The sequence below is a fragment of the Actinomadura chibensis NBRC 106107 genome (assembly GCF_001552135.1).
GTDB classification, from domain to species: Bacteria; Actinomycetota; Actinomycetes; order Streptosporangiales; family Streptosporangiaceae; genus Spirillospora; species Spirillospora chibensis.
Window position 1 is genome coordinate 1 of sequence record NZ_BCQP01000029.1, and the last position, 15,247, is coordinate 15,247.

Consider the following 15,247-nt stretch of genomic DNA (forward strand, 5'->3'; position numbering starts at 1 on the left):
TGCCGGGCGAGGTCGTCGTGGATGGCGGCGCAGTCGTCGAGGATCGCGGCGGCGTGGTGCAGGACGACGCGGCCGAGCGCGGTCGGGCGGACGCCGCCCGGGTGCCGGTCGAACAGCGTCCCGCCGAACAGGTCCTCCAGCCGCCGCAACTGGCGGCTCAGCGCGGGCTGCGGCAGCTGGAGCTGTTCGGCCGCCCGGTTGAGGCTGCCTGCCGCGGACACGGCCCGCAGGGTTCTGAGGTGATGCAGTTCCAACTGCATGTCCGCTCCCAAGGGGGGATCGGGACGGGCGCAGGGGAGCACGGCGCGGATCCGGGTCGGGGCTCGCTCTCCGGCCCCACCGGTCGCTTGGTCGCGAGCATTTTGACACACATCCCCGGCGCGGCAACGGGACGGAGCGGCCTCAACCGGCCTGCAGGAGAAGGTTCGGCGTGCCCTCCCCCGGGTCCTGGACCTTCTCCTTCGCCGCCTTCTCCCCGAGCGCCCTGTCGAGCTCCTCGGGCTTCGTGTCCGGGTGCGCGGAGAGGTACATCGCGGCGACGCCCGCCGCGTGCGCCGCCGCCATCGACGTGCCGCTCGCCCGCGTGTAGGAGACGTCGCAGGTCGCGCTCGCGGTGACGATGCCGTCGCCGGGCGCGAACAGGTGGACGCACGTGCCGACGTTCGCGGTCGGCAGGCGCCGGTCGGCCCGGTCGGTGGCGGACGCGGTGATCGCGGTCGTCTGCCGTCCGGGAGTGGTCATGCAGCCGTCCGTGCCGTCGTTCCCGGCCGCCGCCGTGTACGCCAGGCCCTTCTCCGTCATGCCGTAGAGGGCGAGGTCGAGCACCGACTCCGACGGCCCGGAGAAGCTGAGGTCGAGCAGCGCCGGACGCTGCGCGTGCGCGTCCACCCAGTCGACGGCCGTCATGATCTGCTCGCCCGTCCCGGTGCCGTCGCAGCCGAGCGCCCGCACCGACTCGATCCTTACGCCCTTGGCGACGCCGGTGTACCGTCCGCCGATCGTGGCGGCGACCCGCGTGCCGTGCCCGTTGCAGTCCGTCCCGCTCCTGCCCGCGGAACCGGCGGGGTCGAGGGCGTCGAAGGCGGCGCGGGCGCGCCCGGCGAACTCGCGGTGGCTCGTCCTGACCCCCGTGTCCAGGACGTACACCCGCACGTTCGCGGCGTCGCCCGGATACCGGTAGACGCGGTCGAGCGGAAGGGAGGGCTGGTCGATGCGGTCGAGCCCCCACGACGGCGGGTCGTTCTGCGTCCCCGCGACGCGGAACGTCTTGTCCGCCGTGATGGACTCGATGCGGCTGTCGGACAGGTACGCCATGTACTGGTCCATGGTGAGGTCGGCGGAGAAGCCCTGGATGGCGGAGTAGTACGTGCGCCGCAGCCGCCCGCCGTACTTCCCGGTCATCTCCTTCGCGGTCGCGTCCACCTGGGCCGGGTCGGCGGGGACGCCGCGCAGCCAGACGATGTAGACCTTGGCGTCGTCCTGCCGGACGGCGGGCGGGGACGCCGCCGCCTCACCCGCCTGGACGAGCGGGAGCGCGAGCGAGGCGGCGAGGAGCGCGGCCGCCCTCCGGTGCTTTCCGTTCATGGCGTTCTCCTTGGGAGCCTTCGGGAGGTGCCGGGGCCCGGGGGGCGCCGGGCCCCGGCACGGAGTGGGGGTGGGACCGATCGGGTGCCCGGCGCAGGCGGGGCCCGCCGGGAGTCCCGGATCAGTAGGTGCGGACGACGTTCGTCAGCCAGGCGCGCAGCGCCTCCGGCGACGACGGGTCGAAGCCGACGGACCGGCTGCCGTACTCGGCGCCCTTGCGGACGCTGACCAGCGCCGGGATGCCCCGCACCCCGTACTTGCTGGTCAGGTCCCTGTTCTGGTCGACGTCGACGCGGGCCCAGACCCAGGCCCCGTTGTCCGCGTCGTGGTACTTCTGCAGGTACGGCTTCTGCACCTGGCACCAGTGGCACCAGGTGGCGGTGAAGTCCAGCACGACGGGCTTCGTGTTGGACATCTCCATGACCTGCTGGTAGTTCGCCGACGTGACGTCGACGATCGTCTCGTCCGCGAACGACGCGGAGGCGGGACGGGGGGCGGGGGCGGCGACGGCGGGCGCCGCGAGGCCGGTGGCGAGCGCGCCGGCCAGGGACAGCGTCCCGGTGAGGAGGGCGATCGTGCGTTTCACGGTGGTACTTCCTTCCATGGGGGTGCGGGATATCCGGGCCCGGCGGCCCGGACGCTCAGCTGGCCGACGATTCGGTGGGCAGACCGGCGGCGACCCAGTCCTCGATCCCCTCGCGGTACTTGCGGACGTCCCGGTAGCCGAGTTCGAGCAGCCGCGCGCCGACCAGCCCGCTGTTGCGGCACGGCACGTTCGCGCAGTACACGACGACCGGCACGGACTTGTCGGGCAGCACGCGGGGCGCGTGCTCGTCGGTGGACTCGGCGGCCCGCTCGTAGGGGAAGCCGGGGATGTTGCGGGCGCCGGGAAGGTGCTCCTTCGCGTAGTAGGCGGGCGGCATCGTGTCGACGACGACGACCGTCCCGGCGTCCATCTCGGCGGCGAGGCGCTCTCGGGTGATCAGGGGCAGCACGTCAGGTTCCCTTCGGGGTCGCGGCGGTGACGGCGTGGGCGGACGCCTCGCCGCCGCCGCGCCGCAGCCGCCCGGTACGGAGCCGTCCGAGGGGCGCGCGGCCGAGGACGGCCTGCACGGTGAACGCGACGGCGACCGAGGTGAGGGCGGCGCTGCCGAGTCCGGCGACGGCGGCGGCCGTGCCCGCCGCCCAGCTGACCAGGGCGCGCGGCGCCCAGTCGGCCGGGTCGGGGGGCGGCGTGCCGGCGCGGCGGGCGTCCTGGAGCACCGGCCGGCACGCGCGTACGAGGTGGTACTCGGCGATGACGATCCCGGCGACGGGCGGCGCGAGCATCCCGACCGCGGTGAGGAACCCGGCGAAGGCGTGCACGATGCCGACCGCGGAGAGCAGCGTCCCGGCCGCGCCGAGCGCGACCGTGACCGGGACGCGGCCGACCCGCCGCCCGGTGAGCACGTGGACCGCGTTGACCAGGCCGAGCGAGGACGAGTACAGGTTCCAGTCGTTGATCTTCAGGATCGCGGTGGCGAGGACCAGCGTCCCGAGCACCCCGGACGAGGAGGTGACGATCCCGACGACGTCGTCGGTGCGGGCGGCGTGCGCGAGCAGCACGCCGATCAGCCCGATCGCGTACTCGCCGAGCGTCACCGACAGCAGCGTCTGCTTCACGACGTCGGAGGGCCGCCGGTTGAACCGGGTCATGTCCGGCGTCATGATCGCGCCGAGCACGAACGCGCCGGACACGAGCGTGACGCCCGCGCCGAGCGACAGCGGCGGCCCCGGCGGCTCCGCCGCGACCAGTTCGGACAGCGGGTGGCTGCGCAGCGCGTCCACGATGGAGACGAGCGCGAGCGCGAGGAACGCCGGGACGGTCAGGTACCCGACCCACGCCATCGTGCGGAACCCGTAGGTGGTGACGGCGGTGATGGCGGCGCCGCCGAGCAGGGCCCACTGCCATTCGGCCGACCACGGCGCGAGGTCGTGCATGCCCTGCGCGAACACGCCGTTCTGGACGCCGAACCAGCCCGCCAGGCTGATCGCGACGAGCATCCCGACGAGCGCGGAGCCGCGCCGTCCGAACCCGGCCCAGCGGGCGAGGACGGACGTCGACAACCCCTCCCGCACACCCGCGACGCCGAGCAGGATCGTGATCGCCTCCAGCAGGACGGAGCCGACCGTGATGGCGAGGACGGCGTCCCAGAACGTCATGCCGTAGCCGAGAATCGCGCCGACCATGAACTGCTGGAAAGACGAGACCTGGCCGAATCGCTGCACCGCGACGGAAATCCAGGAACGGCGCGCGGATTCCGGAACGGGGACGAGCGAGTAGTCGTCGTGGCCGACCGTCCGGCCACGGGAGGTCGGATCAAGGGCGGGGTGGGAGTTCACGATCTTTCACCCGGTCCTAGCTCGCATTTCCGAGCCGGGAAAGCGTTCGCTCGTCCTGCCGCGCCTCGCGGACGACGAGGAATCCCTGCCCGTCCCGGGGCGTCCACTCCAGCTCGCGGTTGAAGAACCTTTCGAGAAACCGCACCCGCTGGTGGTAGGCGAACACCGAGTGCGCCGCGCCGACGATGTGTCCCGATCCGGCGAACAGCGGCAGCTCGGCCAGGAAATAGCGGACGCCGAGCCGGAGTTCCTCGGCCGTGGCGGGCCGGCCGTCCGGGAGCTTGCCGTCCAGGACCCAGCGGGTCGCCTCCAGGCACGCGTCCCGGAACTCGCGATTGCCCAGGAAAAGAATGTTCGCCTGGTCGAGCAGCGCCTGGTAGCGGGGATTGGCGTTGAGCCGCACCATGCTCAGCACGTGGCCGTCCGGGTCCGGGACCGACAACGCCACCAGCGCGGACCGGATCTTGTTGTGCGTGTACCGGGCCTGCCGGTGCGCCTTCTGCCGGGCCCGCGACGGCGGGTACCCGAGCGCCTCGAACGTGTACGCGGTGATCTCGTCCGGGACGAAGAAGTGGAAATCGGCGAACGCGGCCGACGCCCACCGGGCGAGGCTCGCCAGCCGTTCCGCGCTGAAATAGCTGTTAAAGGGGCTGACCCCGATGCACACGTGATCGTTATGCCGCAGCACGTTCGCGCATTCGTCCGACAGCGGTTCGATCTCATACGCCGCCATGACACCCTCCGTTCGTTATCGCGGTTCGGAAGGGAGTGTGGGCGGCGGCCCATCGGGCCGCTAATGCCACCGGGGTATACCGCGCCTGCATAACCCCGGGAAGAACGGGAGCCGATCCGTACGCTGGCGGCGGCCGCGGCGCCGGAACGGCGGCCGCGCCGCGTAATAGCCCCCGCCAATAGCTTCACTAAATAAACCCTGCTGGACGCTTCTTCCCACCGCTCCCGAGACGAGGTACAGCGTGCGAACGGACCACGACGTGCGAAATCTGATCATCATCGGGTCCGGCCCGGCCGGGTACACGGCGGCGGTCTACGCCGCCCGCGCCGACCTGGCCCCGCTGGTGATCGAGGGCACCGCGTTCGGCGGTGCGCTGATGACCACCACCGAGGTGGAGAACTTCCCGGGCTTCCCGGTCGGCGTCCTCGGGCCCGACCTCATGGACGCCATGCGCAAGCAGGCCGCGCGGTTCGGCGCTGACCTGCTGTGCGAGGACGCCGTCCACGCCGAACTGGACGGCGACGTCAAGCGGGTGTGCGCGGGCGACGTCGAGTACCGGGCCCGCGCGGTCATCCTCGCGACCGGCTCGGCGTGGCGGCCGCTCGGCGTGCCCGGCGAGCAGCGGCTCCTCGGCCGCGGCGTCTCGTCCTGCGCGACCTGCGACGGCTTCTTCTTCAAGGGCCAGCACGTCGCGGTGGTCGGCGGCGGCGACTCCGCGATGGAGGAGGCGACGTTCCTGACCCGGTACGCGGAGAGCGTCACGATCGTCCACCGCCGGGACGAGTTCCGCGCGAGCCGGATCATGGCGGAGCGGGCGCTCGCCGACCCGAAGATCGCGGTGCGCTGGAACACGGTGGTGACGGGGGTGGAGGGCGCCGACCGCGTCACCGGCGTGTACGTCCGGGACGCGCGCACCGAGGCGACCGGCGCCCTCGACGTCACCGGCCTGTTCGTCGCCATCGGCCACGACCCGCGCAGCGAGCTGTTCGCGGGCCAGGTGGACGTGGACGCGCAGGGCTACGTCCGCACCCAGGCCCCTAGCAGCCGGACGAACCTCCCTGGCGTCTTCGCCTGCGGCGACCTGGTCGACCACACCTACCGGCAGGCCGTCACCGCCGCCGGGACGGGCTGCGTCGCCGCGCTCGACGCCGAACGCCACCTGGCCGACCTCGGCCTCTAGGCAGGCGTCAGTCGCCGGGGACGTCGAGCATCCGCGGCCGGGAGTCCGGGTTGTCGGCGAGCCAGGGCAGCGTCATGCCGTTGCGCTGCACGACCGGCCGGTACAGCTCGTGGTACGTCCGGTGCAGGATGTCGATCTCGCTGGCCGGGACGGTCGACGTCCGCCAGCGGAGCACGCGGTAGGCGTCGGTGGCGTGCCCGGACAGCGCGACGATCGTGATCCCGTCGCCGGGCAGCCAGGTCGGGGACGCGAGCGTGATCGCGAACCCGGCCGCGACGAACCCGACCATGCTGGTGAAGTCGGTGTCGGCGTACCGGAAGCGCGGGGTGAACCCGGCGGCCTCGCAGGCGGCGCGGAGCATGGCGGTGCCGCCGTCGTCGCCGCCCTGCGGCGGGATCCACGTCTCCCCGGCGAGGTCGGACAGCGACACCCGGCCGCGGCGGGCGAGCGGATGCGACGACGCCAGCGCTATCCCGCACGGCTCGACGGTGATCACCCGCTCGGTCGTCCCCGGCGGGCACGGCGGCGCGTGGTGGTCGGCGACGCGTCCCATGAACACCACGTCGACCAGGTCATTGGCGAGCAACTGCGTCAGCACGGCGCCCGAATAGTCGAGGCTGGTCGTCACCTCGCGGTGCGGCAGTTCGGTCTCCAGGCTGCGCAGCCATTCCCCGAGAAGAATGTGCGGATGGGTGCCCAGCCGGATACCCGAGCGGGACCCGCTGCCCGGCAGCGTCGCCAGCAGGTCGTCCATATCGGCGAGGACGCCGCGCGCCCTTGCGAGAACATGCCGCCCCAGCGGAGTTGGCGTGATTCCGCCAGCTCCGCGCACGAAAAGGGGCCCGCCGAACGCCTTCTCGATCCGCCGCAACTGGTTGCTCAGCGTCGGCTGGGACACGCCGAGACTGGCCGCCGCGCGGGTGATGCTGCCCATCTCGGCCAACTGGGTGAGAACCCGTAAATGCCGCAGTTCAACCTGCATAGCGGTGAAGCTATGCCGAAGTGGAAGGGGCCGCAACCGATTCGTAGATGTCACTCTCATCTTCGCAAGGCGCGACAAACCGTCCGCCCGCCCCGGTGCCCGCCCCCCGTTTATCCGCATTTCACCTCCCAATTCGGGAGCCGGCTCGCTCTCGTCCGGCCCGTGTGACCGCGGGTTCCCGTCCGCCGGTGGCGGTCGTCGTGCCTGCGGCCGCCCCGTCCCCCCGCGGAGCGGCCTCCCCCGTGTCGATGGAGGCATGCGGCAGTGAAACGCAAACCGATTCTGGCGGTCCTTGTGGCCGCCGCTCTCGTGGTGGCCGGCCTGGTGCCGGTGGCCCTGAGAGCGCTCCCGAACGCGAAGGGCGCGACGCCCGATCCGAAGACGGCCGCCGTGGCGTCCGCCGAGCGGGTCGTGGCCGGACGAGTCGCCGAGCTTCACCCGAGCAAGTTCGACGGCTACGTCCGCACGCAGGTCACCGGAACCCCCTGGGGCCTGAACTACGTCGCGTACGAGCGGACGTACCGCGGGCTCCCCGTGGTCGGCGGCGACTTCGTGGTCGCGACCGACGACAAGGGCCAGGTGCGGAACCTGTCGGTCGCGCAGAAGCGCGCGCTCGACCTTCGCAGCGTCACCCCGAAGGTGGGCAAGGCGGCCGCCCTGCGCACCTCGCGCACCGCGCTGACCAAGCCGGACAAGAAGGCGCTCCAGCCGCGCCTCGTCGTGCACGCGCTGGCCAAGCCGCGCCTCGCCTGGGAGACCACGGTCTCCGGCCGGGACGGCAAGCAGCCGAGCATGAAGAAGGTGTACGTCGACGCGCTCACCGGCAAGAAGTTCGCCGAGCAGGAGCTCATCTACGCGGGCACCGGCACCGGCATCTGGGAAGGGTCCAACCTCACCATCGGAACGACCCAATCCGGCAGCCAGTACACGATGCGGGACCCGGCACGGCCCGGCATCACCTGCGCCGACCTCAGCACGAACCAGATCTTCTCCGGTCCGGACGACGTCTGGGGCAGCACGTCCAAGACGAGCAGGGAGGCCGGCTGCGTCGACGTCATGTACGCCTCGGCCGGTGAATGGGACCTGCTGAAGAGCTTCGGGCGCAACGGCCTGAACGGCAACGGCCAGTGGTACCCGGCGCTCGTCGGGCTCGACGAGGTCAACGCCTACTGGAACGGCTCCAACGCCCGTTTCGGCCACAACAACTCCGGCCAGTGGATCACCGCGACCGACGTGGTGGCGCACGAGTTCGGGCACGGCCTGGACAACTTCACCCCCGGCGGCATCTCCGGCGGCGGGACCCAGGAGTTCGTCGGCGACGTCTGGGGCGCGGCCACCGAGGCGTTCCTCAACAACCCGACGGACAAGCCCGACTACACCGTCGGCGAGATGATCAACCTGACCGGTTCGGGTCCGATCCGGAACATGTACCAGCCGTCGCTGGTCAACAACGACCCGAACTGCTACTCCAGCTCCGTCCCGAACATGGAGGTGCACAAGGCGGCGGGACCGGGCAACCACTGGTTCTACCTGCTCGCCGAGGGCTCCAACCCGGGCGGCGGCAAGCCGAGCAGCCCGACCTGCAACAGCAGCACGCTGACCGGCATCGGCATCATGAACGCCGCGAAGATCTTCTACAACGCGATGGCGATGAAGACCTCCGGCACCAACTACGGCCGGTACCGGGTCCTGACGCTGTCCGCGGCGAAGAACCTCGACCCGTCCTGCAACTACTACAACAAGGTCAAGGACGCCTGGAACGCCGTCAGCCTCGGCGCGCAGTCCGGCGAGCCGACCTGCACGCCGACCGGGAACGACTTCTCGATCTCGGTGTCGCCGAGCTCCGGCTCGGTGAAGCCGGGCGCGTCGGTGCAGGCCACGGTCAACACGACGGTCGCGGGCGGCACCTCGGAGCCGGTCGACCTGACCGCCACCGTGTCCCCCGCGAACAGCGGGCTGACCGCGACGTTCAGCCCGTCGACGGTGAACTCGGGCAGCACGTCCGCGCTCACCATCGCGGCGTCCGACACGGCCAAGACCGGGCCGTTCACGGTCACCGTGACCGGTAAGGGACGCACCAACACGCACACCGCGACGTACAACCTCACCGTCGAGGGCGGCGGCAACCCGGGCACGGGCAACCCGCCGGACGTCAACGTCGAGAACGTGAAGGCGCACCTGCAGCAGTTGCAGACCATCGCCACGCAGAACGGCGGCACGCGGTACGCGGCCAGCGGCGGCTACACGGCGTCGGTGTCCTACATCGAGCAGAAGCTGCAGGCGGCCGGGTTCACCGTGGCGCGGCAGACCTGCGCGTCCGGCTGCACGGCGGGCGCGGGCCCGAACCTGATCGCCGACTGGCCGGGCGGCAACGCCAACAGCGTCTACATGTTCGGCGCGCACCTGGACAGCGTCCGGGCCGGGCCCGGTCTCAACGACAACGGCAGCGGCTCGGCCGCGCTGCTGGAGACCGCGCTGACCCTGGCGCAGTCGAAGCCGTCGATGCTGAACCACGTCCGGTTCGGCTGGTGGACGGACGAGGAGCAGGGCCTCAAGGGCTCGACCTACTACGTCAACCAGCTCCCGAGCACCGAGCGGTCGAAGATCAAGGGCTACTTCAACTTCGACATGGTCGGCAGCCCGAACGCGGGCTACTTCATCGACGGCCTCAACTCGACGCTGTCGGCCAACCTGAAGGGCTACTTCGACTCGGTCGGCATCGCGCCGGACGAGATGTCCGAGTGCTGCAGTGACGACGGCCCGTTCCGCAACGCCGGAATCCAGACGTCGTTCCTGTCCACCGGCGCGTCCGCGGTCAAGACGACCACGCAGGCGCAGAAGTGGGGCGGCACCGCCGGGCAGGCGTTCGACCGGTGCTACCACCAGTCCTGCGACACCTACCCGAGCAACATCAACACCACCGCGCTCGACCGGAGCGCCGACGCCATCGCGTGGGCGCTGTGGAAGACGTCGGTGAACAGCACACCCACGGACGACTTCTCGCTCACCGCGGATCCGTCGTCCGCAAGCGTCCAACCAGGGCAGTCGGCCACGGCCACCGTCAACACAGCGGTGACCGCGGGCGCCACCCAGCCGATCGACCTGACGGCAACGGTGTCGCCGGGCGGGCCGAAGGTCACCTTCAGCCCCGCCTCGATCCAGGCCGGCGGCAGGTCCACGATGACGGTCGCCACCACGTCGGACACCCCGGCGGGCGACTACAACGTGACGGTCACCGGCACCGGGAAGTCCGCTTCGCACACCGTGTCCTTCACCCTGTCGGTGCAGGGCGCGGGGACGGACGACTTCTCGGTGTCGGTGGACCCGTCCACCAGCACCGTGGAGGCCGGCAAGCCGGTGACGGCGACCGTCCGCACCGCGCTGACCAGCGGGACGGCACAGCAGGTCGCGCTGTCGGCGGCCGTGTCGCCCGATGGGCCGACGGCCACCGTCGACCCGGGCTCGGTGAAGACCGGCGGCACGGCGACGCTGACCGTGGCCACCACCAGCAGCACGCCCGAGGGCAGCTACACGGTGACGGTCACGGGCAAGGGCTCGGTCACGCGGACGGCGACGTTCACCCTCTCGGTGACGAAGCCGACCAACGGCCGGACCGCCAGCAGCGACACCCAGTACCCGCTCGACGACTACACCTGGACGGTCAGCCCGATCCAGGCGAACGTGTCCGGTCAGGCGGCCTACCAGGTGACGCTGTCGATCGACGTCGACCACACCTGCATGGAGGACCTCGGCGTCTGGCTGGTCTCCCCGGCCGGTCAGACCTACCAGGTCAAGCGGCAGGGCACCGGTCAGTACGAGTGCACGCCCTGGAACGGCCCGAAGACGTTCTACGTCCCGGGTGTCAATTCCCAGGCGTCCGGCACCTGGCAGTTGTACTTCTACGACTACGGCCCAGGTGACACCGGAACGCTCAACGGCTGGAGCGTGACCCTCTGACGAGGGTGACCCGCTAGCCACACCGGACGTGTCCGGCCCGGCCTCCCTCCCCTTCCGGGGGGCGGACGCCGGGGCCGGGCCGGGCACGCCCATCCCCCCGCTCCCTCTTCCCCCGCTCCCTCTCCCACCGCTCCCTCTCCTCGCTCCCCCCGCTCGAAAAGAGGAAGTGCGTCGCATGTCCCGCCAACCACGCACCCGCGCCCTGTCGACGGCGATCGCGGTCGCCGCGACGCTGCTCCTGCCGGCCGCCCTCGCGCCCGCCTTCTCCTTCCCCCGCGCCGACGCCGCCGTGCGGTCGGCGCCGGCCGAACCCGCTCCGAAGCCAGACGCCGCCGGTGAGGCGAAGGCGAAGGACGCCGTGCTGCGGTACGCGTCCGGCGCCCGCTCCTCGCGGGTCACCATCAGCGATCCGGGCTCCTCCTACATCAAGGTGCACTTCGCGTCGGTGCGGCTGCTCCCCGGCGACCGGATCACGGTCGCCGACCCGTCCGGCCGCGAGGTGCACACCTACCACGGCGACCCGACGAAGGGCCGGGCCCGCGGCGACTCGCCGTTCACCGTCCACGGGCGGACGGGCTTCGCCGCGCTGTCCGTCGACGGCGACACGGCCGTCGTCACCCTGCGGTCCGCCGCGCGCCGGGCCGACGCCGCCGACCTCGCCGGGCGCGGGTACGGCGTCCGGATCGACTCCTACTACCGCGGCTACTCCGCGGCCGAGTTCGCGGCCGCGAATCCGCGCCCGTTCAGCGTGTGCGGCGCGGACGGACGGCGCGACGTCGCCTGCTACAAGGACAGCCACCCGACCGAGTACGCCCGCTCGCGCGCCGTGGCCCGGCAGCTCCTCAACGGGCTCGGCTCCTGCACGGCGTGGCGGGTCGGCGACACCAACCGCATGCTCACCAACCAGCACTGCATGGAGAGCGCGGCCGACCTGAAGGCCAGCGAGTTCCAGTTCGACTACGAGTGCGCGACGTGCGGCGGCAACAACCCGAAGCCGGGCGTCAAGGTCAGCGGCGCGGAGCTGCTCAAGCTCAGCCCGCTCAGCGCCCTCGACTACGCGCTGTTCTCCGTCACCGACTTCGCGAAGATCCAGCCGTTCGGGACGCTCTACCTGGAGACCCGCGAGCCGTCCGCGAACGAGCGCATCTACATCCCCGGCCACGGCGACGTGAAGCCGAAGCGCCTCTCCCTGTACGAGGACGCCGACGGCGGCGCCTACTGCAAGATCGGGACGGTCGCGTCCGGTGTGAACACCGGCTACATGTGCGACAGCTCCGGCGGGAACTCCGGGTCGCCGGTGCTCGCCGCGTCCTCGCACAAGGTGATCGCGCTGCACCACCTCGGCGGCTGCCCGAACTGGGGAACCCGGATCAGCCTCGTCTACAAGGAGATCTCCGGGCTGATCGACAACGACCCGGCCGCGCCCCGCACGCGAGCCCCTGGCCTGTAGGGAGGAGCACGACCTCCCGTCCAGGACGGATCTCCCCTCGGGTCCTGGACGGCCCCCGCGTCCGGCCGGTCTCTCGGCGGGGAGAGACCGGCCGGACGCCTCGCCGGTACCGCGCCGACCCGTGACCTGGCCCACGCGTCGGCGCGGTACCGCATTTCGGGGCCCGCCGCGTTCCGGTCATCGGGACCCGCCTTGGCCCGGCGCCCCGGCCCCTCTTACCATCGCGGCACCCATTCACGTCGCCCCTCGAACCGGCGGCGCCCCGACGGGCCAGGCGCGGGCCCTCTGAGCGCGGCCGCCCGGCCGAAGTCCCGGCCCGGCGTCCGCTGGAGGAACTCATGGACGTGACGGCCGACTACGTTGTCGTGGGGGCGGGCAGCGCGGGATGCGTGCTGGCGAGGCGCCTCGCCGAGTCGGGGGCGGACGTCGTCCTCGTGGAGGCGGGCGGGCCGGACCGGACGCCGCTCGTCCGCAAGCCGGGGCTGATCGCCGTGTTCCACAACGTCCCGCAGTTGAAGAAGCGGCTGGACTGGGGGTTCTACAGCGTCCCGCAGAAGAGCGCGCTCGACCGGAGGATCCCGCAGACGCGCGGGCGCGTGCTCGGCGGGTCCGGGTCGATCAACGGGATGCTGTTCGTGCGCGGCAACCGGAAGAACTACGACGACTGGGCGGCGGACGGCTGCGACGGCTGGTCCTACGGCGACGTCCTGGGCAGCTTCAAGCGCATGGAGAACTGGGAGGACGGCGCGACCGAGCTGCGCGGCGCGGGCGGTCCGATCCAGGTGACGCGGCAGCGCGACCTCACCCCCGCGTCGGAGGCGTTCATCGAGGCGCTCGCCGACACGGCCGGGGTGAAGCGCAACGACGACTACAACGGCGAGACGCAGGACGGCGCGGGCATCTTCCAGCAGAGCGTCGACAAGGGCCTCCGGTACAGCTCGTCGGTCGGGTACCTGGACGACCACGGCCTGCCGAACCTGACCGTCGTGACGAACGCGCTGGTCGAGCGGGTGGTCGTGGAGAAGGGACGCGCCACGGGCGTCGCGGTCGTGACGAAGAAGGGGCGCCGCTCGACGGTGCGGGCGTCGCGGGAGGTCGTCCTCGCGGCGGGCGCGTTCGGGTCGCCGCAGCTCCTCCTGCTCTCCGGGGTCGGACCGGCCGCCCACCTGCGCGAGCACGGCATCGACACGCACGCCGACCTGCCCGTCGGGGACAACCTGCACGACCACATGTTCGTCCCGATGACCTACGTCATGGACTCGGCCCGGCACCGCGGCACCGCGCCCTACTTCGCGTCGGGCGTCGTCCGGGAGTGGACGAAGGGCGGGACGTGGGTGGCGCGCAGCGTGTTCGAGGCGGTCGGGTTCGTCCGCACCGGGCAGGCGGACGGCGTGCCCGACCTGCAACTCCACGCGCTGCCGTGGTCGTACCCGTTCCCGAACCAGGACGCGCCCGTCCGGCACAAGGTCGACAAGCGCTCGGCGCTCACCCTCATGCCGACGCTGATCTACCCGAAGAGCCGGGGGACGCTGCGGCTCGCGTCGGCCGACCCGTCCGCCGCGCCGCTGATCGACCCCGGCTACCTCACCGACCCGGACGACTCCCGGCTACTGCTCGACGGCATCGAACTGGTCCGCTCGGTCATGGCCAACAAGGTCATCGCGGGCGACGTGAAGGCCGAGCTGTCGCCCGGCCCCGGCTTCCCCGACCGCGCGGCGCTCGCGAAGGAGCTGCCGAACCGGGCGACGACCGTCTACCACCCGGTCGGCACCTGCCGGATGGGCGCGGACGAGCGCGCCGTCGTCGACCCGGCGCTGCGCGTCCGCGGCGTCGAGGGCCTCCGCGTCGCGGACGCCTCGATCATGCCGACCATCGTCGGCGGCAACACCAACGCCGCCAGCATGATGATCGGCGAGCACGCCGCCGCCCTCATCCTCGGCGCCTAACCCGGCGGGAACCTGATCACCCAGCGGCGTTGCCAGGGGGTTTCGACGGCGCGGGGGTGGTGGTGCTCGCGCGCCCAGGCGACGGCGTCCGCCGGGGCGACGCCGGACAGGACGGCGAGGCAGGCGATCACCGTGCCGGTGCGTCCGACGCCGCCGCCGCACGCGACCTCCACGGACTCCCCGGCCCTGGCCCGCTCGTGCAGCGCGCGGATCTCCCGGACGGCGGCGTCGCGGTCGCGCGGCAGGCGGAAGTCGGGCCAGTCGAGCCACGCGGACGGCCAGGTCGGCGCGGGCTCGTGGCGGCGGCGCAGCCGCCCGGAGCCGAGGTAGAGGCCGAAGTCGGGGACGGGCCCGTCCGGCAGCGGGTGGCGCAGGCCGCGTCCCCGGACGCGCGTCCCGTCCGGCAGCTCGATGGCGCCCGTCAGCGGGGCGCCGTTCGGCGGGGCGGCGGTCATGGCGCGGCCGTCCGGTGGCGGGCGCGGTGGTTGGCGACGTTGAGCCGGTTGCCGCACAGCTCGGGCGTGCAGTAGCGGCGCCGCCCGGCCCGGCTGACGTCGGCGAACACGCCCCGGCAGCCGGGCGCGGCGCAGGCGCGGAACCGGTCGTGGCCGAGCGCCCGGACGGTCCCGGCGATGCCGACGGCGGCGACGGCGGCCAGTTCGGCGGCGAGCGGCGCGTCCGGCGCGGTCGGCACGTGCCACCGCCACCGCCCGTCGTCTACGCGGCGGAGGACGGGCGCGCGTCCGGCCCGTCCGAGCAGCACGGACGCGCCCGCCACGGCCTGCTCGGCGGTCTCCGTCTCGATGATCCCGCGCACCTCCCGGCGCAGCAGGTGGACGTCGCGGACGTCGTCGTCGGCGGGCGCCCGCAGGTCGTACCCGTACCCGTCGAGAAAGGCGGCGAGGGCGTCGCGGCCCGGGAGGTCCTCCGTCCCGTGGACGGTCGGCGACGTCCTGACCAGGTCGTTCGCAAGCTCGGCCGCCGGAGCGTAGTCGGCGAGCGCTAGGTGCACGGCACATCCTCCTGTAATGGC

Annotated in this window: 13 protein-coding genes; 4 read left to right on the top strand and 9 right to left on the bottom strand. The window is 72.2% G+C overall.

What is annotated here, in order from left to right:
* From ACH01S_RS17205 to ACH01S_RS17230, 6 genes are all read right to left on the bottom strand, one after another.
* Positions 1-260, bottom strand: a 260-nt coding sequence (locus tag ACH01S_RS17205) for a LysR family transcriptional regulator (RefSeq protein ID WP_157406291.1), incomplete at its 3' end; no start/stop codon positions are given.
* A gap of 142 nt (positions 261-402) precedes the next feature.
* Positions 403-1,584, bottom strand: coding sequence for a S8 family peptidase (locus tag ACH01S_RS17210; protein WP_067892350.1), 1,182 nt, complete (start codon positions 1,582-1,584; stop codon positions 403-405).
* Between the two features lie 121 nt (positions 1,585-1,705).
* Entirely contained in the window at positions 1,706-2,170 is a 465-nt protein-coding gene (locus tag ACH01S_RS17215; protein WP_169809286.1) for a thioredoxin family protein, read from the bottom strand.
* A gap of 55 nt (positions 2,171-2,225) precedes the next feature.
* Positions 2,226-2,579: a rhodanese-like domain-containing protein gene (locus ACH01S_RS17220; protein WP_067892355.1), complete on the bottom strand. Its 354-nt coding sequence runs from the start codon at positions 2,577-2,579 to the stop codon at positions 2,226-2,228.
* A 1-nt stretch (position 2,580) separates the two neighbouring features.
* Positions 2,581-3,966 carry a purine-cytosine permease family protein gene (locus tag ACH01S_RS17225; RefSeq protein WP_067892357.1) on the bottom strand — a complete coding sequence of 462 codons (1,386 nt, stop codon included), beginning with the start codon at positions 3,964-3,966 and terminating at the stop codon, positions 2,581-2,583.
* A 16-nt stretch (positions 3,967-3,982) separates the two neighbouring features.
* Complete coding sequence (locus ACH01S_RS17230; RefSeq protein ID WP_067892359.1) at positions 3,983-4,699, bottom strand: tRNA-dependent cyclodipeptide synthase; 717 nt, start codon at positions 4,697-4,699, stop codon at positions 3,983-3,985.
* 259 nt (positions 4,700-4,958) lie between these two features.
* Between ACH01S_RS17230 and trxB the strand changes: the two genes are divergently transcribed.
* Positions 4,959-5,879, top strand: a complete 921-nt coding sequence (gene trxB, locus ACH01S_RS17235) for a thioredoxin-disulfide reductase (protein ID WP_246236530.1) — start codon at positions 4,959-4,961, stop codon at positions 5,877-5,879.
* Positions 5,880-5,886: 7 nt separating this feature from the next.
* On the opposite strand, the gene ACH01S_RS42290 is transcribed toward trxB, so the two are convergent.
* Positions 5,887-6,861, bottom strand: a complete 975-nt coding sequence (locus ACH01S_RS42290; RefSeq protein ID WP_169809287.1) for a LysR family transcriptional regulator — start codon at positions 6,859-6,861, stop codon at positions 5,887-5,889.
* 264 nt (positions 6,862-7,125) lie between these two features.
* Between ACH01S_RS42290 and ACH01S_RS17245 the strand changes: the two genes are divergently transcribed.
* The 3 genes from ACH01S_RS17245 to ACH01S_RS17255 all read left to right on the top strand — a co-directional run bounded on the left by ACH01S_RS17245 (position 7,126) and on the right by ACH01S_RS17255 (position 14,214).
* Positions 7,126-10,818, top strand: a complete 3,693-nt coding sequence (locus ACH01S_RS17245) for a M28 family peptidase (RefSeq protein ID WP_083980791.1) — start codon at positions 7,126-7,128, stop codon at positions 10,816-10,818.
* A gap of 175 nt (positions 10,819-10,993) precedes the next feature.
* A complete protein-coding gene (locus tag ACH01S_RS17250) occupies positions 10,994-12,268 on the top strand; it encodes a trypsin-like serine peptidase (RefSeq protein WP_067892366.1) in 1,275 nt (424 codons plus the stop codon).
* Between the two features lie 338 nt (positions 12,269-12,606).
* Entirely contained in the window at positions 12,607-14,214 is a 1,608-nt protein-coding gene (locus ACH01S_RS17255; protein ID WP_067892368.1) for a GMC family oxidoreductase, read from the top strand.
* Here the strand turns inward: ACH01S_RS17255 and ACH01S_RS17260 are convergent.
* Both ACH01S_RS17260 and ACH01S_RS17265 read right to left on the bottom strand, forming a co-directional pair.
* Positions 14,211-14,669: a protein-tyrosine phosphatase family protein gene (locus ACH01S_RS17260; protein WP_067892370.1), complete on the bottom strand. Its 459-nt coding sequence runs from the start codon at positions 14,667-14,669 to the stop codon at positions 14,211-14,213. The genes ACH01S_RS17255 and ACH01S_RS17260 overlap by 4 nt on opposite strands.
* Positions 14,666-15,226, bottom strand: a complete 561-nt coding sequence (locus tag ACH01S_RS17265) for a CGNR zinc finger domain-containing protein (RefSeq protein ID WP_067892372.1) — start codon at positions 15,224-15,226, stop codon at positions 14,666-14,668. The genes ACH01S_RS17260 and ACH01S_RS17265 overlap by 4 nt, the downstream gene beginning before the upstream one ends.
* Positions 15,227-15,247 lie beyond the last annotated feature (21 nt).

Bases quoted from the DNA above. Each gene is read 5' to 3' on its own strand.
- ACH01S_RS17210 (WP_067892350.1), bottom strand. From the start codon at position 1,584: ATGAACGGAAAGCACCGGAGGGCGGCCGCGCTCCTCGCCGCCTCGCTC.
- ACH01S_RS17230 (WP_067892359.1), bottom strand. From the start codon at position 4,699: ATGGCGGCGTATGAGATCGAACCGCTGTCGGACGAATGCGCGAACGTG.
- ACH01S_RS17260 (WP_067892370.1), bottom strand. From the start codon at position 14,669: ATGACCGCCGCCCCGCCGAACGGCGCCCCGCTGACGGGCGCCATCGAG.
- ACH01S_RS17250 (WP_067892366.1), top strand. From the start codon at position 10,994: ATGTCCCGCCAACCACGCACCCGCGCCCTGTCGACGGCGATCGCGGTC.
- ACH01S_RS42290 (WP_169809287.1), bottom strand. From the start codon at position 6,861: ATGCAGGTTGAACTGCGGCATTTACGGGTTCTCACCCAGTTGGCCGAG.
- ACH01S_RS17255 (WP_067892368.1), top strand. From the start codon at position 12,607: ATGGACGTGACGGCCGACTACGTTGTCGTGGGGGCGGGCAGCGCGGGA.